Below are 17892 nucleotides of genomic sequence, written 5' to 3' on the forward strand. Positions count from 1 at the left end.
GGGGGCGCGGCGGCGCGCCGGGGCGGTCGACGCGGAAGGCGGTCGCGCCTATAAGATGGCTCCACCATGAGTGAATCGAACGTCCGTAACCTGGTCATCATCGGCTCCGGTCCTGCCGGGCTCACCGCCGCCATCTACGCGGCGCGCGCCAACCTGAAGCCGCTCCTCATCGAGGGCTTCAGCGCCGGCGGCCTGATCCCGGGGGGCCAGCTCATGTTCACGACCGACGTCGAGAACTACCCCGGCTTCCCCGAGAAGATCACCGGTCAGGAGCTGATGCAGCGCTTTCGCGACCAGGCGGCGCATCAGGGCACGGAGATCGTGACCGCGGACGTGACCAAGGTCGAGCTCACGGGCCACCCGTTCAAGGTGTGGGTGGAGGACACGCTCTACCTGGCGAAGGCGGTGGTGATCGCGACGGGCGCGCGCGCCAACTACCTCGGCCTCGAGAGCGAGGAGAAGCTCAAGAACAAGGGCGTCAGCGCCTGCGCGGTCTGCGACGGCGCGCTCTTCCGCGGCCAGGACGTCGTGGTCGTCGGCGGCGGCGACACGGCGATGGAGGAGGCCTCCTACCTGTCCGGGCTCTGCAGCAGCGTCACGCTGGTGCACCGCCGCGACGAGTTCCGGGCGTCGAAGGCGATGGTCCAGCGTGTGATCGAGAACCCGAAGATCAAGATCCTCTACAGCCACGTCGTGGAGGAGGTGCTCGACGTGAAGGCCGACATGGTGACCGGCGTCCGCGTCAAGAACACCAAGACCGGCGACAGCCACCTCGTGCCGGCGGCGGCGATGTTCGTCGCGATCGGCCACACGCCGATGACGGATCTCTTCGTGGGGCAGCTCGAGACGCACCCGAACGGCTACCTGAAGACGGTGCCGGGCTCGACGCGCACGAACATCCCCGGCGTCTTCGCCGCGGGCGACGTGCAGGACTGGAACTACCGCCAGGCCGTGACGGCCGCCGGCACGGGCTGCATGGCCGCGCTCGACGCGGAGCGCTGGCTCGCGCAGCAGGGCGGCCACTGAGGGGACGGCGATGGTGGAAGCGCTGCGCGAAGAGCTCGCCGATCTGACCGCCTCGGTCCGGGCGTTCCTGGAATGGCACGCGATGACCGGCGCGGACGGGCTGCCGGGCGATCCTTCGGCGCTCCACGAGGCGCTGGGCGCGTCGTCCCCGGAAGGCGGTCCGCCGGCCGCTCGGCGGGCGGAGCGGGGCTTCGCCGGGCTGGACGCGCCCGCGCCGGCGGCGCCGCGCGGGGGCGGCGGCGCGGCCTCCGCGCCGGCAGCGCAGCGCAGCGCAGCCGGCGCCTCCCCGGCGCATCCGGAGCAGCGCGCCGCCGCCTTCTCCCCACCGCACCCCGAGCAGCGTGCCGCCGAGGCGCAGCCGGCGCGAGCGCCGGTGCAGCCGCCGCGGGCGCCCGAGCCGTCCCCCCGCCCCGCCGTGAGCGCCGCCGCGGCGCCCCGCGCCGAACCGGCTGCGCGCGCGCTCGCGGCAGCGCAGCCGGAGTCGCCCGAGGAGCGCGTGGCGCGGCTCTCGCTCATCGCGGAAGAGGTCCGCACCTGCCAGAAGTGCCCGCTCCACGAGGGCCGCACCCACACGGTGTTCTCGCGCGGCAACCCGCTCTCCGAGATCGTGTTCGTCGGCGAGGGGCCAGGGGCAGAAGAGGATCAGCAGGGAGAGCCGTTCGTCGGCCCGGCGGGGCAGCTGCTCGACAAGATGATCGCGGCGATGGGGTACCACCGCGACGGGGTCTACATCTGCAACATCGTGAAGTGCCGGCCGCCGAAGAACCGGAAGCCGGAGCCCGCCGAGATGGCGGCCTGCAGCCCCTACCTCGCGTCCCAGCTCGCGCTGATCAAGCCGAAGGTGATCGTGGCGCTCGGCGCCACCGCGGTGCAGGGGCTGATCGGCACGACCGAGGGGATCACGAAGCTCCGCGGGACGTGGAAGCTCTACAAGGGCTCGATCCCGATCATGCCCACGTTCCATCCGGCCTACCTGCTGCGCCAGCCGGGCGCGAAGCGTGAGGTCTGGAGCGACCTGAAAGAGGTGATGCGCCACCTCGGCAAGAGCGCGCCCGACCGAGGCTGACGTGACCGCGTGCGCCTCCGGGCGCGAGACCCCGGCGGTGCCGTCGCCCGCAAGGGCCCGCGCCGCGGCGCAGGCCCCCTCCGCCCGCCTCGACGACGCGGCGGCGCGACCCTCCGGTGGGCCGATCGCGACCGAGCCGCCGTCGCTGCTGCCGGCGGCGCGCTGCGCGCTGGCGGTCGTCGGCGCCCTGCCCTGGTGCATCCTCCTCGCGCGGAGCTACCTGCCGCTCGGAGGGCTCGGCGCCGCGCTCGATCGCCTCTTCGCGCCGATGTGCCACCGCCTCCCGGAGCGGTCGCTCGCGCTCGAGGGCGTCGTGATGCCGCTTTGCAGCCGTTGCGCCGGCATCTTCGCCGGCGTCGCGGCGGGCGCCGCGATCGCGCGGCCTCGGCTGGCGATGGCGGCGTGGCGCCCGATCCTCATCGCCCTCAGCGCGTTGATGGCGCTCGACGTGGCGACCCAGGACCTCGGGCTGCGCCCCCCCTGGCACGCCACCCGCCTCGCCACGGGCCTGGCCTTCGGCTACGCCGCGGCCGCGGCGTTCCTCGCGCAGCTCGCGCGCCGTCCGGGCTGAGCGCAGCGCGCAGCGGAACGGCGCCCCGGCTGCGCACGGCGCGCTCGCCGCCCGGGCCGTGCGCAGCGCGCTCGTCGCCCAGGGCGTGCGCTACTTGCGACCGCCCATGGCCCTGCACTCGTGCACGGGGCCCTTCGTCGCATGGCGAACACACTCGCTGTACGCCGCGACGCCATCCTTCCACTTGCCCGTGTCCTGGAGCGCCGAGCCCAGGTAGAGATAGGGCAGCGCGTCGGTCGGATCGGCCGCGATGGCCGCGCGCGACGCCTCGATCGCGTCCTTGTACCTGCCGCGGTTGAGGAAGCTCAGCGCTTCCTTCTTCAGCTTGCTCGCGTCCTCGGCGTTGACCGCGGGCGCCGCGGCCTTCTCCGCCTCCGCCGCCGCCTTCTCAGCCTCCGCCGCGGCGGCCTTCTCCGCCTCGGCCGCCGCAGCCTTCTCCGCCTCGGCCGCCGCGGCCTTCTCCGCCTCGGCCTTCTCTGCGGCAGCCCGCTCCGCCTCGGCCTTCTCCGCGGCAGCCTTCTCCGCCTCCGCGGTCGCCTTCAGCGGATCCGGAGCGGCCTCCGCCCCCTTCGCGGCGGCGGGTGCCGGCTCCGCCGGCGCAGGCGCGGTCTCCCGTGCAGGAGAAGGATTCCCTGGCACGGCCGCGAGCTTCGCCTGCGCATGCGCCGGCTTCGATGCAGGCGCCACCATCGCGATCGGCGCAGGCGCGGGCGGCTTGCTCGAGACCACCGACTTGGCGACCACCGTGACGGAGATCACCCCGGCGAGCCCCGCGACCGCCGCGACGATCCGGCGAAGGCGCGCCCGACGGGCGAGCGTCTCGGGCGACAGCTGATGCACCACCACGAGGCGCTCGTCGGCGTGATCGTCGGGATCGCTGGCCGCCTCGGTGAGCGGCGGGAACGACTCCTCCTCGCGCCGGAAGAACGCCGCCGTCGGCGAGGAAGGGTCGATCAGATCGAGCGCGTCCGAGTCCGGCGCCGGCTCCTCGGGCGAGGACGCGGGGGCTGCCGGTTGCTCCGACGCGCCGGCTCGCTGCGGCGCCATCGGCGGCTCGGAATCCTGCGCCTTGCGAGGGGTCGCGTCGCCCGCGCTGCGCGGCACGGCGGGCGCCTCGGAGACCCGCGAAGCCGCGGGCGCCTCCACGGCCGCTCGAGCGGCCGGCGCCTCGGAGACCCGCGAAGCCGCGGGCGCCTCGGAGACCCGCGAAGCCGCGGGCGCTTCCACGGCCGCTCGGGCCGCGGGCGCCTCCACGGCCGCTCGGGCCGCGGGCGCCTCCGCGACAAGCGGAGCCTCGGCCGCCCGCGCTGCCGACGGAGCGGCAGGCGCCTCGACGGCCGGCGGCACAGCGGCCGCGCCGGCGTCGGCGGCACGCTCGGGAGCAGCGGAGACTTCCGCGGCCGCCCCGGCGACGGCGACGTCCTGGTCGCTCGCCGGCGGCGGCGTCGAATCCTGCGTCGCGAGCGCCGGCCCCTCAGGCGCCGCCGACATGCGGGGCTGAGAAGCCCGAGGACGGAGGCTGCGGCCCCTGTTCGCGCGGGCCGATGCAAGAAGTCGCTTCGACATGTCCGAACCATCCTCCCGTGATCGTCACGCCCCCGATGGCGCAGGGGATCTGCGACTCGCCCTATTCATGATCCAGGCCGGCCCCAACGGCGAGCGCCCGCCCGCCGTTTCCGTGCGCTCCCAGCGCCGCCCCGTGTGCCGGATCGTGCCGCGTGGCCCCACCCGGCCACCCCCGCGCTCGACAGGAACACACGGAGTCTCGCCCGACTAGAAATCGACAGCTCGCTCGCAACGGCACGCGCCGGGCGCGCCGGACGCTCCTCCTGGCAGACGCGCCCCTGAAGGGGCGGCGATCCAGGGTGACGGAGCCCCCGGCGCAGCGCACGTCAGCCTCCACCGAGCTGCACCGGCCGCCCCGCGACCGGGGCAGCGCGGAGCAGGACGAGCGTGTCGAGCTTCTTCTTCGCGTCGGAGCCGAGGATCGTGCCGGCCAGGTTGTGCGCCATCTCCCACGGCACCTCGTCGTCCGCCGAGAAGAACGCCACCGACGCGCTGCACGCGGCGATGTCCTTCGTGAGCTGCTCGCCGGTGTGCGACAGATCCGGGCCGGCGAGCCCCTTGCGCTGGCGCTTGCCCATGCCGCCGCCGAACGGCCAGATCGCGGTCGCGAGGTCCTTCAGCACCATCGCGCTGACGGCGCACGCGGGGGGCTTCGACACGCGCCCCTCCGGGACCACCGTGATCTCCTTCGGGAGGTCGTCGCGGCCGTCGGTCTTGATGAGCACCGTCGGCGCGCCGGCCGCGCCGAGCTCCGTCACGACGGCGGCCACCGCGCTCGGCTTCGCCCTCTTCTCGGCGAGCAGCGTGACCGGCTTGCCCTCGATCGGCAGCGCGCGGATCACCTTCGAGAGCTTCTCGGCGCCGTCCTTCTGCGAGAGGTCCACGCGCTGGCCGCCGAGGTAGGGGCCCATCGGGTCGACGAGCAGCTCGGGCATGCCCTTCGGCTTCGGCGGCTCGGCGGGCGCCTCGGCGACCGGAGCCGCCGTGGCGGCGGGGCCGGGCTCGGGCGGCTTGGGCGCGCTCTCGCACGCCGCCGCGGCCAGGGTCAGACCGGCGACGGCCGCGAGGCGGAGCAAGACGCCGGAACGGGGGCAGGAAGCTCGCATGGCGCGGCAGTGTAACCAACCGGCCTGGCTCCGCGCACCCTCGCTGTGCGAGAGTTCGCGCGATGGCTTCCCCGCTCGTGGAACGGCTCGCTCAGCTCGGATCGTCCGCCCGAACCGCCGTCGAGGACGACCGGGGGCAGACCACCTTCGCGGCGCTCACCGAGCGCGCCCTCCGCGTCCGCGGCGCGCTGCTCGCCGACGGCGGGCGCGGCGCCGGCGCGCACGCGAGCCCGAGCTCCCTCGAAGGGGAGCGGATCCTGCTCCTCGTGCCGCCCGGCGCGGCGTGGGTCTCGGCCTTCCTCGGCGTCCTCCTCGCCGGCGGGATCGCGCTGCCGCTGTCGGCCCTGTATCCGCCGGCAGAGCTCGCATGGCTCGCGAGCGACGCCGGCGTGCGGCGGATCCTCGTCGGAGACGAGCTCGCCGCGGTGGCCGCCCCGATCGCGCAGGGCCGCTCGGTGCTCCGCGTGGAGGACCTCGAGCGCGCCGCCCCGGGGCCGGAGGGGGCGCTCTCCGACATCGCCGCCGACGATCCGGCGCTCTTGCTCTACACGAGCGGCACGACCGGCAAGCCGAAGGGGGCGCTCCTCACGCACCGCAACCTGGCCGTGCAGGCGGAGCTCCTGCGCGCGGCCTGGGGCTTCTCCGAGCACGACGCGCTGCTGCACGCGCTGCCGCTGCACCACCTCCACGGCGTCGTCATCGCGCTCACCACGTCGCTGCTCGCGGGCAGCGCGACGAGGATGCTGCCGCGCTTCGACGCCCAGCGCGTCGCCGCCGAGATCGCGCGCGGCTCCGTCACGGCGTTCATGGCGGTGCCCACCATGTACCAGCGGCTGTTCGAGCAGATCGACCGCGGCGGCGCGCCCAGCTTCGCCGCGGGGGCGCGGGCCCTCCGGCTCGCGACGAGCGGCTCCGCGGCGCTGCCGGTGACGCTGGCCGAGCGCTGGCGCGACCTCACCGGCGCGATCCCGCTCGAGCGCTTCGGGATGACCGAGATCGGCGTCGGGCTGAGCAACCCGCTCGATCCGGCCGGCCGGCGGGCGGGCTGGGTCGGCTTCCCGCTGCCGACCGTCGAGGCCCGCATCACCGACGACGCGGGCAACGCGTCGGAATGGGCGCCGGGCGACGCCCCGGGCGAGGCGCCGGCGCGGCCCGGCGGCGCCGCGGTCGCGCGGGGCGAGCTCTGGATCCGTGGGCCGAGCGTCTTCAAGGGCTACCTCGGGCGCGAGGACGCCACCGCCGCCGCCTTCCAGGACGGCTGGTTCCGCACGGGCGACGTCGCGGAGCGCTCCAGCGACGGGCGCTTCCGGCTCCTCGGGCGGACGTCGGTCGATATCCTCAAGAGCGGCGGGTACAAGCTGTCGGCCCTCGAGATCGAGGAGGCGCTGCGGGAGCACGGCGCGATCGCCGAGGTCGCGGTGATCGGCGTCCCGGACGAGGCGTGGGGCGAGCGCGTCGTCGCGGTCGTCGTCGCCGCGCCGGGGCGGGAGGCGGAGTGCGCGACCGGACCGCTCCGCGCCTGGGCGAAGGAGCGGCTCGCGCCCTACAAGGTCCCGCGCGAATCGATCGTCGTGCCGAGCCTGCCGCGCAACGCGATGGGCAAGGTCGTCAAGCCGGAGCTCGTGAAGGCGATCGCGGCGAGCGGCTCCGGAGGGAAGGACCCGAGCGCGCGGTGACGGAGAGGGCCGCCCGAGCGCGCGGCGGACGTGCTTGACCGAGCCGCTCCGCTCCGGCCTACTCGGCCCGATGCAGACTGCCTCCCCCTTCGGCCCGGCCGCGTACGGCGGCCTCGCGGTTCAGCCGTTCGCGCACCCCACCTACACCATCAAGCGGCCCTTCTGGTCGCTGCTCGGCCGCAAATTCCATGTCTATGCGCCCGACGGCACCCTCGTGTGCTTCGTCAAGCACCCGCTGCTCAAGCTGCGCCAGGAGTTCACCCTCTTCGCGGATGAGTCGGAGTCGCAGCCGCTGCTCACCATCCGGTCGCGGCAGGTCGTCGCCCTGAACCGGTGCCTGGACGTCCTCGACGCGCGCACCGGCGAGCGGGTCGGGACCATCCGCTCGCGCGGCCTCAAATCGATCGTCCGCGACACCTGGGACATCCTCGATCCCGCGGATCAGCCGGTCGGGCTGATGCAGGAGGACGGCGCCGCGCTGCTCCGCCGCATGTTCCCGCTCCTCGTCGGCAAGTGGCACATCGAGCTGCACCAGCAGGAGGTCGCGAAGGTGACCCAGGTGTTCCGGTTCTTCGTCAAGGAGTTCACGCTCGACCTGTCGATGAACCAGGGGAGGATCGACGCCCGGTTCGCCATCGCCTGCGCCCTGCTCGCGCTGATGGCCGAGACCGCGCGCGAGTCCGGCTGAGCCCGCGCCCCGCCGCGGAGGGGCGCCAGCCGCCTCCGCGCGTCGATCGACGCCCGATGGCCGTCCGATCGACGCCCGATTGCCGTCCGATCGCCGAAACTTGGCCCGTTTCCGCGAGCTCTGCGAGGTTGCCGCGCGATGCGCCTCGATCCTGTCTCCCGCCTCGACGTTGCCTCCGAGGAGGGCCGACCGCCGTCCCCCGCTGTGCCCCCGTCCGGACTGGCCCGCTTCGCCGCGAGCGGGCAGGGCGCCGACGCCGAGCGCGAGCTCAGGACGCGGCGCTTCCTCTGGGCGAGCGCCCCGGCGGCGCAGGACGGGCAGCTCCGCGCTGCGCTCGACGAGGCCGTCGAGCTCGCGCTGGCCATGCGCGGCGCGCTGCCGCCGCGGGTCCAGGAAGGCGCCCCGCTCGAGGCGGTGATCGCCGACCAGGTCTTCCGCGCGAGGGCGCTCGGCGCCGCGGGGCTCGCCGTCGGCCTGCCGCGGCTCGCGGGCGGCGCGCGGGGCGCGCTCCCGCCGGAGGACAGCGCGACGCTCCTCGCATGGCTCGGCGCGGCGCGCGAGGCGCCGGTCGCCCTCGTGTTCGACGAGGGCGACAGGTCCGCGCAGGTGCTCGCGCCGGTGCCCCTCGCGGACCTCGTCGAGAGGAACGCGTCCGAGGGGCACGGCGCCGCTTCCCACATTCGCGCGCAGGTGCGCAGCCTCGCCCAGCGCGAGCCGGAGCGCAGCCTCGCCCAGCGCGAGCCGGAGCGCAGCCTCGCCCAGCGCGAGCCGGAGCGCAGCCTCGCCCAGCGCGAGCCGGAGCGCAGCCTCGCCCAGCGCGAGCCGGAGCGCAGCCTCGCCCAGCGCGAGCCGGAGCGGCCCCTCAGGCCGACGCAGCCGAGCGCCGCCGCGCCCGCCCCGAACGAGGCGCTCCCGGCCGAGCCGGCGGCCTCCGAGGCGCCCGCAGCGCCCGCGTCGCCCGCCGCCGCCGAGGGGCGGACCGAGGCGAGGCCGCGCGGCGTGTTGCCTCCCCGCTCGTCGAGGCTCCGCCGCCCGGACGCACCGGCGGCCGTCCTCTCCTCCGGGAGGGGCCCCGGTGCCGCGCCGGCGCAGGGGGCGGGCTCGCCGCCCGCTGCGAACGAGACGCTGGCGATGGCCCTGGCCAGCGTCGACCCGGGCGCGGCGCCCGCCGATCCGGGCGTGGCGCCCGCCGATCCGGGCGCGCCGCCCGCCAACCCTGGCGCTGCGCTCGACGGCGCGGGCACAACGCTCAGGCCGCCGCGAGCCGCGCACGAGGCCACGCCCATCGCGCCCGCCGCGCCGATCGCGCCCGCCGCGCCGATCGCGCCGGTCGCCGAGGCCGCCCACGCCGACAACGACGCGCTGCCGCCGACGCGCAGGGAGCGGAAGGCGCCGCGCAACCGGATCCTCAGCGCGGCCGAGTGGCGAGCGCTCGCCGTCGAGCTCGACAACGCTCGCGGCCCGAAGCCGGTCCGGGTCATCGAGCAGCTGTTCGCGACCCACTACACGCCGCTCCTCGGCGCGACGCTCGCGGGCGAGGCGGACGCGGCCGTGCGCGGCGTGGTCGACAGCTGGAGGACCAGCTTCGAGCACAGCTACCGCGAGGCGTTCTCGGCGCTGCGCGTGACCGGCAAGCGGCCGCCCATGGTGTTCGACGCCCCGGACATCGCCGCCCGCATCGCCCGCCTCAACGGGGCGCGCGGGGTGAAGCTCCTGCTCGTCGACGCGATGCGCTTCGACCTCGGCGAGCGCGTCGCCGCCCACCTGAAGGAGATCATGATGGATCGGGCCATCTTGGTGGAGCGCTCGCTGCTCTGGGCGGCGCTGCCGCCCACCACGACGGCGCAGATCTCGCTGCTCGCCCGCGGGCCGGACGGGCTCCGCGAGACGATGCCCCCGAGCGAGGCGGAGCCCGCCATCGCCCGCGGCCGCGCCGTCGCGACCCTGCGGCGCGAGCGGGTCGGGTCGCGCGAGCTGATGAAGCTCGACCTCGTGGAGGCGCGCCTGCGCGCCGCGGGGCCGCCGTTCGCCGAGCGCATCGAGGCCATCGCGGAGGAGGTCGCCGACGTTGTCGCGCGCTTCATGGCCGGCCTGCCGCCGCGGACCCTGCTGCTCGTCTTCGGCGATCACGGGTTCCGCATGACGCCCATGGGCGACGGCACCGCGACCGGCCCGGCGTCGCAGGGAGGAGGCTCCCCCGAAGAGGTGCTCGTCCCGGCGCAGGCGTGGCTCGTCGGCGGCGTGCACTGAGCGGCGCAGGGCATCAAGGCGGTGCGCCGGGCGAGCCCGACGGCGTGTCGCCGCCCTGCGGGACGCCCTCGGGGGCGCCGGTGGCGGAGAGCTTCCACAGGGCGGCACGCGCTTCGGCCACCTGAGGCGCCAGGGCCACGAGGGCGTCGATCGCCGTCGCGGAGCCGATTTCCCCGAGCGCCGCGATGGCTGCCTCGATCACGCGGGGATCAGGATCCGCCAGCGCGGTGACGAGCTGGCTCACGGCAGCCTCGGAACGCCGCTCACCGAGCGCCGAGGCCGTCGCGCATCGCACGTCAGCATCCGCGTCTTCGCAGAGCGCCGCGGAGAGGGCCGCCGAGACGCGCTCGTCGTGCAGCGAGACCAGCCGCTCCACGGCGGCATTCGAACGCAGCTCGCCGAGCGCCAGCGCGGCCATCGCGCGACGCGCGGGGCTCTCGTCGTCGAGCCACTTGAGAATCGCCTCGGCGACGCGCCCGCCGAGCTCGGTCACCGCGAGCTCCGACAGGAACTCCCGAGGTGCATCGAACGACGGCGGCTCGACGACCCACGCCGCCATCGCGGCCGCCACGCGCTCCTGCAGCGCCACCGGCAACGCCTCGCCCGCCTCCGCGGCGAGCAGCGCCGCGATGGGGACCTGCTTGCGCAGGACGCTCGTCACCCACCGCCGCGGCTCCGGCTCTTCCCACGACAGGACCCGCTCGACGAACCTCCGCGCCGCCGCGGGCCGCTTCTGCTCGAGCGCCATGTAGCCCACGCCGAGCCGGATCACCTCACCCCAGCGGGCATCGAAGAGACGCGCCAGCGCCACCTCCTCGAACCGATCCATCGCGTGGAGCCCGGCGGCCGCGAAGAACTCCTGGAAGGTGAGGTGCATGAACCCCCACGCTTGCGCGCCGCGCTCCATCAGGAGGCCCAGCTCACGCCCCGACTTCTCCAGGAATCGGCGCGCCGCGAGGAGACCTTCCTCTCCAGAGATCCCCGCTTGCGCGCCGAGCGCCTCGCTCAGCGCCTCCACCACGAAGGCCTCCGGCGCGACCCCGGCCGGATAGCGCTCGTGCATCGCCAGCGCGAGCCTCCCGAGGATGGGCAGGGCCTCTTCTTCGTACGCCATGACGGCGTCCGACGCGCCGCTGGCCGAGAGGCGGCGCGCCGCAGCCCACGTCTCGCAAAGCGTGCGGGAGATCATGGCGTACGCCTGCACCCGGTGGCGCGGCAGGCGCCCTTCCGCGCGGTGAATCAACGCGAGCGCCGAGAGGAGGAACGGGTTTCCCGCGAGCGCACCGAGCCTCGGGCTGGCATCGATGGCCGCGAGGAGCTTCTCCGTCATCGCGTCGGCTTCGTCCGTGGAGGCGGCCGCGTCCTCCGGGTCCTCCCAGCGCACATAGGCCCGGTGCCAGGCGCTCACGTAGCGATCGACCTGCTCTCGATCGAATGGCCGGAGCGTCGCCTCCACGCGCCCGGGCAGATCGAACCCGGTGTACCCGACGATCCGCGAGGTGACGACGAACCGGTTCCGCGGATGAGCCGCAGCGAACGAGGCGAGCCACCGCTGGAGCTCCTCGCGCTCGGTCGAGCGGACCTCGTCGAGCCCGTCGAGCAGCACGAGGCAGCGGCCTGCCTGAAGCTCGCGGGTCAGCGCCTCGCGCACCATCGCCTCGTCGCCAGCGCCGCGCTCCTGAAAGTAGCGACCGAGCGCCTCGACGACAGACACCTCCCGCCGCTCGGCGCACCGACGAAGCTCCGCGAGCTGGCCGACGCTGACAGGCAGCGGCAGAAGACGCTCGGCAGCGCCGCTCTCCGACGCCAGCACGAAGCGACCCGCCGCCGCCGTGATCGCGAGCCACCGGAGCAGCGTCGTTTTCCCCGAGCCGGGATCGCCGAGGAGGACGAGATGCCGGTGCCTCGCGAACAGCTCCTCGAAGCCCTCGCCCATGGGGTGGCGAGCGAGGCGCACGCGCTCGCCGGACGGCTCGGAGCTCCCGCCCTCGATCCCTCGCGCGCTCCGCTCCGTGGCGCTCGTGCGCGGCGAGCTGACGTCGAGCCGCGGAGACACGAAGACATCGCGGAGGTCCAGGCTCGGCGGCTCGCTCCTCCGGAGACGGAAGCCGACGTAACGGATGCGCCGCAGCTCCGGGCTCTGCGCGTAGCCACGAAGCGCCGCCCATGCCTGGTCGCCCTGCGTCGCCGGCGGCGCGCCGCGAGCTGCGCTCTGGGGGAAGAGGTAGGAGGGCGCCCCCTCGAGCACGAGGCCGCACGGCGCGAGCTCCCGCGCGTCCGGCGGCGGGAGGGCGAGCGCCAGGTCCTCGCTCAGCGCGGCTGCGCCAGGCGGGATCGCCGCCATCCAGCCGCGCAGCGACCCCTCGACGTCGTCGACGAGCTCGTGACTCCAGGGCACGCGTACGACATGCGCAGCGAGGCGCGCCGAGAGCTGCAGATCGATGTGCACGCGCTCCCAGAGCTCTTTCAGGGCGCGAAAAGCGAGCGTGGCCAGCGCCTCGCCGGACGCACCGCCGAGCACGAGCGTGGCGGCGTCCTCGCTCCACGCGAGCGGCTGGATCGCCCCGAGCGCGCGCGCGAGGTACTCGACGCCCGCGGTGTACCGCACGCGACGCTGCAGGTACCCGCTGTCCGGCAGCTCCTTCCAAGGGAAGGACGGCCCGACGAGATCGATCCGGACAAGCGCAAGCTCGACCACGGCGCCGCTCCGGAGCGCCTCCCACCACGGCGAGCCTGCGTCGCGCCGATCGTTCATGCACGCGCCTCCGGGGAGGGCGCCACGCGCAGCACCACCCGGAAGTGTCCTCCCTGCAGATCGAACTCCGGCGGCGGCAACCCTCGCGCGCGCATCTGCGCGACCATCTCCGGGATCCCCATCCCGAGGCTCTCCCCGCGACGAGCGCGCGCGAGCACCGAGGCGAGCACCGGGTTCCTGCGCTGGCTGATGCCCCCGACCTGGATGCTGTCGAGCGTCAGATGATTCAGGAGCACGCCAGGATTGATGATCTCGACCCGATCCTGGAAGGCGAGGATCCGGATCTGGGACGCGGCGCGGTAATCCCGGTGGGCGACGGCGTTGAGGAGCGCCTCGCGCAGCGCCGTCTGCGGCACGCCGCGCTCGATCCGCTCCCAGCGCTGGATGTGCGCCGGCGCGGGTGTGTAGCGCTCCAGGAACGCTGCGGCGCTCTCGATCTGCTTGAGGAGGTGTCCGGTGATCTCCTGCCGATCGACGAGCTCCGCCGACATCCCGGTCCCGGCGAAGCAGACCGCAGAGATCCTGGCATCGACGAACCATCGCTCGGGCTCGCGGCCGAAGAGCAGGAGACCGGCCACGGTCGGTGTCTCGCCAGGATCCACGCACTTCAGCGCGCGCAGGTAACGGTTCCGCTGGGCAGGTGCGCTGGGGTCGTAGACCGAACGCAAGAGGTCGTCGACGACGGCAAGATCGAGATCCGCCATGGTCGCCCCATGGACGACGCTCTCGTCATGGTAGGCGTTCTGCGACTGGAGCATGCGAACGAGCTCATGGCGCGTCGCCTCACGCGTCATGCTCCCGTCGCGGATCCAGTAAACATGCTTCGCGCGGTAAGGCCTGTCCGGGCTGGACGCTGGCACGTCGACGACGAGCAGCAGCTTGCCCGCGACGTCGACCTTCGTGATCGGGCACCAGATCGCCGGATGGATGACGGTCTGGCACGCCTGAACCACCGACAGCATCAGCGTGTCGGCCTGCTTCATCGTGCCGACCCCCGTCGGCGTGCCGTCGTCCTCGACCCCGAGGAAGATCTGACCGCCCAGCGCGTTGGCGAAGGCCGCGATCGTCTCGGCGAGGTCCTTCGGTGCCTTGCCAGGGACCTCGATCCGCTTGAACTCGGTCACCGAGTCCTCGCCGAGCCGCAGCCTCTTCTCGATCGGGTCGGAGGTCACGGCCCGATGCTAGCGCGCTGCCTTCAGCGGAGGTACATCGGCGCTCGCGCCGTCCGGGGCGGGCGAAGCCAGCTCAAGGCGCCGTGCGGTAGGGGCCCGCCGTCCCCTCCCCGCGCGGCCTCGGCCGGAGGAGCCCCGCGAGCCGGGTGGCGACGAGCGCGCCGGCGCCGATCAGCGTGACGGCCGCGCAGAGCGCGCCGCCGACGTAGGGGATCCCGCTGGCGATCAGCAGGCCGAGGCAGCCGATGGCGAGGTGCGCGTAGGGGTTCCTGGTCCGGTGACCGAAGAGCCCCGCCCCCGCGGTCTCGAGCACGGCGCAGCCGCCCGCGACCACCGCGACGACGGCGAGCAACAGGCCGATCACCGCGAACGGGATGCCGATCAGCGTGACGCACAGGGCGGCGGCGACCGCGACGGCGCCGAGGACGCCCACCGCGCCGAGCGCGAACGATCGCATCGGCCGGGCGGCGATCTCGACCTTGAGCGCCTCCATGCGCCGCGGCCAGAGCGCCAGCATCACCGCGCCGAAGGCGAACAGGAACGCCGTGCGCGTCACCGCGTTGCCGGCCTTGCGCGCGAGCGTGGACGCGCCCTTCGCGCTCGATCCGTCGCCCAGCGGGTTCGCGTCGTTGTTCACGTCGCCGCGGATGCGCGCGCGCTCGCCCCGCCGGAGCGGGCCGCCCACGACGTCGACGTCGCCGTCGATGGTGGCTCCGTCGGCCACGGTGAGCGGGCCGCCCACCGTCGAGACGTCGCCGCGCACGCGCGCGCCGTCGTGGATGTGCGTGGACCCGCCCATCACGTCGATGTCGCCGGTGACGGTGCCCCACACGTCGAGCGAGCCGCCGATCACCGACACGTCGTTGACCACCTCGCCCTTCTCGATCCGGAGGCTCCCGCCGGTCACGAACCGGTCCCGGCCGCGCGACGAGGGCCGCGCCCCCTCGGCGTCCTCGTCCTCCGCGTCGTCGGGCGACGCCGCGGCCGCGGGCGCCGGCGGGGACCCGGCCGCGGGCTCCTCCGGGGCCGGCGCCGCCGGGGCCGGGGCGATCGCGATCAGGTCGCCGTCGCGGGTCGCGACGTAGCTCCCGTCGGCGAGCAGGAGCTCCAGCACCCGGTCCGCCGGCTGGTCCTGGACGTGGAGATCGACGACGTTGCCGGGCGGCACGTTGAGCACGAGGCTCCACCCGGCCGCCTGGGCGACGCGCTTGAGCGCCTCGTTGCGCGGCTCGCTGCTCACCTCGACGCTCACCTTCGGCTCGACGTCTGGCCAGGCGCCCTTGCGGAGGATCTCCGCCGTGGCCGCGCCGCTGGCCGAGGCCCCCAGCGCGGCGCCCAGCGCGGCGGCGGCGAGGCGCGAGGAGAAGAGACGAGTCGAGACGGTGCGCATCAGATCCCTCCGTTCAGCGAGAGCTGCTTTCCCCTGGTCCACGCGACGTAGGCCCCCACGCTCACGAGCAGGGCCGCCGAGAGCCACGGCAGCGCCGTGAGCCAGCCGGACAGGGCCCCGCTCGCGGCGACGGCGCAGCCGACCCTCACCACCACCGAGCAGGCGTGCCAGAGCCCCGCCCAGCTCTCCCGCAGGCCGCCCGCCCCGGCCACGAGCGACGGCGCCGCGCCGAGCGCCGAGATCGCAAGGGCGAACGCGAGCGCCGGGACCGGCAGCGGCGCGCGCGGCGCGGCGGTCTCCCTCGCGCAGCCGTGCGCCGCCTGCCCGCGCAGGAGCTCCCCCGCGCGCAGCGACAGGAGCGCCGCCTGGCCGAGCTCCGAGGAGCAGCTCTGGCAGCGCGCGGCATGCTCGAGCGCGCCCTCGGGCAGGAGGGCCTCCTCGCCGTCGCCCAGCGCGGTGAGCGCTATCTCGGTGAGGTGACCGTTGGACTGCCACACGAGGTCGGGCGCGAGCCTGTCGTCGTCTTGCATCGTCACTCTCCGAGCGCCTCGGCCAGGCAGCGCCTGCCTCGCGCGATCCACGTCGCCACCGTCCCGAGCGGGATGTCGAGCCGGCGCGAGATCTGCTGGTAGTTGAGGCCTTCGACATGGAAGGCCAGGAGCGCGCGGCGCTGGGGCTCGGCCAGCTTCTGCAGCGCCAGCTCGATCCGGCGGGCGCGCTCGGTCTGGGCGGCGCGCTCTTCCGGCCCGGGCGCCGGGTCCTCGACCGAATCGAGGAGCTCGCGCTGCTCCTCGGCGCTCGCCTCCGGGTGCGCCTCGGCGCGGCGCGTGCGGCGGCGGCGGCGCAGCACGTCCAGCGCCACGTGGCGCGCGATCCCGAGCACCCAGGGGCGCAGCGGCTCGCCGTCGCGCAGGCGGCTGCGCCCCTCGAGGGCCCGGGCGAGCGCCTCGTGGGTGCAATCCTCGACGTCGGGGTGATCGGCTCGCTCCCCGAGCACGCAGGCGATCGCCGCGCGCACCACCGGCCGCAGGGCGGCGGTCTCGTCGAGAGACGCCCCCACCGTCACAAGCGACGCCGCGGGGAGCCCGTCGGACGCTTGGGGACACGGCGGCGTGGCGACTGGAAGCATGCTGGACCCAGACAGTTCGCGCGAGCCCTCCCCCAAATTTCACGGGCTGGTCGAGAACGCGCCAGCAGCATCGCGATGGCCGAGGGCCGGCCGCGGCCCGACCGAGCCCCTTCTCGGTTCCTGGACGGCCATCCTCGGTTCCTGGACGGCCATCCTCGGTTCCTGGACGGCCTCCCTCGGTTCCTGGACGGCCATCCTCGGTTCCTGGACGGCCATCCTCGGTTCCTGGACGGCCATCCTCGGTTCCTGGACGGCCATCCTCGGTTCCTGGACGGCCATCCTCGGTTCCTGGACGGCCATCCTCGGTTCCTGGACGGCCTCCCTCGGTTCCTGGACGGCCTCCCTAGCTAGTACCGCGGGTCAGAACTCCCGCCAGGGATCTTCCTCGCGAGCGATAGAGAAATAAACGCAAAGGCGCAAAGGCGCAAAGGCGCAAAGGCGCAAAACTACAAATCTTTTTTGCGTCTTTGCGTCTTTGCGTCTTTGCGCCTTTGCGTTGAACTCTCTCTCCGGATCCCTGGCCGGACCTCTGGCGGGCGGAACTAGGGACCTGCTCCGGGCGCAAGGAAATCGATGAGCTCGGGAACGACCAGCGCCGGGTCCTCCAGGTGGGGCGCGTGGCCGAGCGGCACGAGGCGCAGCGTGGCGCGCGGGATCGCGGCGGCCGCGGCGATGGCGAGCGGCGCCGGGAACACGTCGTCGCGCTCGCCCCAGAGCACCAGCGTCTCCGCGTCGATCTCGCCGAGCCGCGCGAGGCGATGGGGCACCGGGCCGACGGCGGGGAAGAGCGCGTTGAACGCGGCGACAGGGGCGACCCGGCCGTCGGGCACGGCGTAGAGCTCGCCGTGCAACGCCGCGAGGCGCTCGCCGCGCGGCGTGGGCTGCGGGGGCCGGATGCGGCGGAAGAGCGCCTTGCCGAGCACCCGCAGGAGGCGCTCCGGCGGGGCGCGGAAGTAGGCGCGGCTCCAGGCGGTCATGGCCGGCCCGACCCCCATCGCGCCGATGAGCACGAGCTTCCGCGGGCGCGCGCGCTTGCGGAGCGCGATCTCCGCCGCGACCAGCCCGCCGAGCGAGTGGCCGACGAGCGCGGCGTCGCCGAGATCCAGCTCGAGGAGGAGCTCCTCGACCGGATCGGCGAAGAAGCGGAGGCCCTCCTCGAAGCTCCCGCCCTCGAACGGCGGCGACGAGGCGTGGCCGAAGCCCGGCAGATCCACGGCGATGACGCGGTGGCGGCGCGCGAGCTCGGGGAGCAGCGGGAACCACGTCGTCGCGGCGTTGCCGCGGCCGTGCAGGAGGACCACCGGCGAGCCGCGGCCGCCCTCCAGGTAGCGGAGCGTCGAGCTCAGCGCGGCGCGGCGGTGCACCGCGAACGGCGGCTCGCCGGCGGCGAGCTCCGCGAGGATCGCGCGCTCGGCCGGGCCCAGGCGGGAGACGACGGCGTGGACATTCGTCACGGGCGCTCCCCGTAGCGCGATCGATACGGCGCGGAAATGCCGC

The 17892-nt window shown here is 74.6% G+C and carries 14 protein-coding genes; 6 read left to right on the forward strand and 8 right to left on the reverse strand.

Annotated elements, in window-relative coordinates; all coding sequences use genetic code 11:
* Positions 1 to 66 precede the first annotated feature (66 nt).
* Genes trxB through WMF20_RS42850 form a run of 3 tightly spaced genes read left to right on the forward strand, consistent with a single transcriptional unit; the run spans position 67 to position 2663 of the window.
* Positions 67 to 1026, forward strand: a complete 960-nt coding sequence (gene trxB / locus WMF20_RS42840; RefSeq protein WP_437607474.1) for a thioredoxin-disulfide reductase — start codon at positions 67 to 69, stop codon at positions 1024 to 1026.
* Positions 1027 to 1036: 10 nt separating this feature from the next.
* Positions 1037 to 2092, forward strand: a complete 1056-nt coding sequence (locus WMF20_RS42845; RefSeq protein WP_437607476.1) for a uracil-DNA glycosylase — start codon at positions 1037 to 1039, stop codon at positions 2090 to 2092.
* A 1-nt stretch (position 2093) separates the two neighbouring features.
* The gene (locus WMF20_RS42850) at positions 2094 to 2663 is read left to right on the forward strand and encodes a DUF2085 domain-containing protein (RefSeq protein WP_437607478.1); all 570 of its coding nucleotides are present in this window, start codon (positions 2094 to 2096) and stop codon (positions 2661 to 2663) included.
* A 90-nt stretch (positions 2664 to 2753) separates the two neighbouring features.
* Here the strand turns inward: WMF20_RS42850 and WMF20_RS42855 are convergent, their stop codons facing one another.
* Both WMF20_RS42855 and WMF20_RS42860 read right to left on the reverse strand, forming a co-directional pair.
* Positions 2754 to 3710, reverse strand: coding sequence for a tetratricopeptide repeat protein (locus WMF20_RS42855; protein ID WP_437607480.1), 957 nt, complete (start codon positions 3708 to 3710; stop codon positions 2754 to 2756).
* Between the two features lie 845 nt (positions 3711 to 4555).
* Entirely contained in the window at positions 4556 to 5335 is a 780-nt protein-coding gene (locus WMF20_RS42860) for a biopolymer transporter ExbD (RefSeq protein ID WP_437607482.1), read from the reverse strand.
* A gap of 77 nt (positions 5336 to 5412) precedes the next feature.
* Here WMF20_RS42860 and WMF20_RS42865 point away from each other — a divergent pair, with 77 nt between their 5' ends.
* From WMF20_RS42865 to WMF20_RS42875, 3 genes are all read left to right on the forward strand, one after another.
* The gene (locus WMF20_RS42865; protein ID WP_437607483.1) at positions 5413 to 7011 is read left to right on the forward strand and encodes an AMP-binding protein; all 1599 of its coding nucleotides are present in this window, start codon (positions 5413 to 5415) and stop codon (positions 7009 to 7011) included.
* A 70-nt stretch (positions 7012 to 7081) separates the two neighbouring features.
* Complete coding sequence (locus WMF20_RS42870) at positions 7082 to 7699, forward strand: hypothetical protein (protein WP_020740684.1); 618 nt, start codon at positions 7082 to 7084, stop codon at positions 7697 to 7699.
* Positions 7700 to 7837: 138 nt separating this feature from the next.
* Positions 7838 to 9949 (forward strand): hypothetical protein, encoded by a 2112-nt coding sequence (locus WMF20_RS42875; protein WP_437607485.1) that lies wholly within the window; start codon positions 7838 to 7840, stop codon positions 9947 to 9949.
* Positions 9950 to 9962: 13 nt separating this feature from the next.
* On the opposite strand, the gene WMF20_RS42880 is transcribed toward WMF20_RS42875, so the two are convergent.
* The 6 genes from WMF20_RS42880 to WMF20_RS42905 form a co-directional block, all read right to left on the reverse strand.
* The gene (locus WMF20_RS42880; RefSeq protein WP_437607487.1) at positions 9963 to 12704 is read right to left on the reverse strand and encodes an NACHT domain-containing protein; all 2742 of its coding nucleotides are present in this window, start codon (positions 12702 to 12704) and stop codon (positions 9963 to 9965) included.
* The gene (locus tag WMF20_RS42885) at positions 12701 to 13876 is read right to left on the reverse strand and encodes an ATP-binding protein (protein WP_437607489.1); all 1176 of its coding nucleotides are present in this window, start codon (positions 13874 to 13876) and stop codon (positions 12701 to 12703) included. Before WMF20_RS42885 ends, WMF20_RS42880 begins: the two co-directional genes overlap by 4 nt.
* A 73-nt stretch (positions 13877 to 13949) precedes the next feature.
* Positions 13950 to 15266 carry a hypothetical protein gene (locus tag WMF20_RS42890; RefSeq protein WP_437607491.1) on the reverse strand — a complete coding sequence of 439 codons (1317 nt, stop codon included), beginning with the start codon at positions 15264 to 15266 and terminating at the stop codon, positions 13950 to 13952.
* The gene (locus tag WMF20_RS42895; protein ID WP_437607492.1) at positions 15266 to 15802 is read right to left on the reverse strand and encodes a hypothetical protein; all 537 of its coding nucleotides are present in this window, start codon (positions 15800 to 15802) and stop codon (positions 15266 to 15268) included. The genes WMF20_RS42890 and WMF20_RS42895 overlap by 1 nt, the downstream gene beginning before the upstream one ends.
* On the reverse strand, positions 15799 to 16326 hold the full coding sequence (locus WMF20_RS42900) for an RNA polymerase sigma factor (protein WP_165374476.1): 528 nt from the start codon (positions 16324 to 16326) through the stop codon (positions 15799 to 15801). Before WMF20_RS42900 ends, WMF20_RS42895 begins: the two co-directional genes overlap by 4 nt.
* A 611-nt stretch (positions 16327 to 16937) precedes the next feature.
* The gene (locus WMF20_RS42905) at positions 16938 to 17849 is read right to left on the reverse strand and encodes an alpha/beta fold hydrolase (protein WP_437607494.1); all 912 of its coding nucleotides are present in this window, start codon (positions 17847 to 17849) and stop codon (positions 16938 to 16940) included.
* Between the last annotated feature and the right edge of the window lie 43 nt (positions 17850 to 17892).

Source organism: Sorangium sp. So ce834 (assembly GCF_051521425.1).
Taxonomy (GTDB): Bacteria; Myxococcota_A; Polyangia; order Polyangiales; family Polyangiaceae; genus Sorangium; species Sorangium cellulosum_D.

Excerpts from the sequence above, each read along its gene's own strand:
- WMF20_RS42875 (WP_437607485.1), top strand. The coding sequence starts at position 7,838 with ATGCGCCTCGATCCTGTCTCCCGCCTCGACGTTGCCTCCGAGGAGGGC.
- WMF20_RS42855 (WP_437607480.1), bottom strand. The coding sequence starts at position 3,710 with ATGGCGCCGCAGCGAGCCGGCGCGTCGGAGCAACCGGCAGCCCCCGCG.
- WMF20_RS42890 (WP_437607491.1), bottom strand. The coding sequence starts at position 15,266 with ATGCGCACCGTCTCGACTCGTCTCTTCTCCTCGCGCCTCGCCGCCGCC.
- trxB (WP_437607474.1), top strand. The coding sequence starts at position 67 with ATGAGTGAATCGAACGTCCGTAACCTGGTCATCATCGGCTCCGGTCCT.
- WMF20_RS42845 (WP_437607476.1), top strand. The coding sequence starts at position 1,037 with ATGGTGGAAGCGCTGCGCGAAGAGCTCGCCGATCTGACCGCCTCGGTC.
- WMF20_RS42870 (WP_020740684.1), top strand. The coding sequence starts at position 7,082 with ATGCAGACTGCCTCCCCCTTCGGCCCGGCCGCGTACGGCGGCCTCGCG.
- WMF20_RS42860 (WP_437607482.1), bottom strand. The coding sequence starts at position 5,335 with ATGCGAGCTTCCTGCCCCCGTTCCGGCGTCTTGCTCCGCCTCGCGGCC.
- WMF20_RS42880 (WP_437607487.1), bottom strand. The coding sequence starts at position 12,704 with ATGAACGATCGGCGCGACGCAGGCTCGCCGTGGTGGGAGGCGCTCCGG.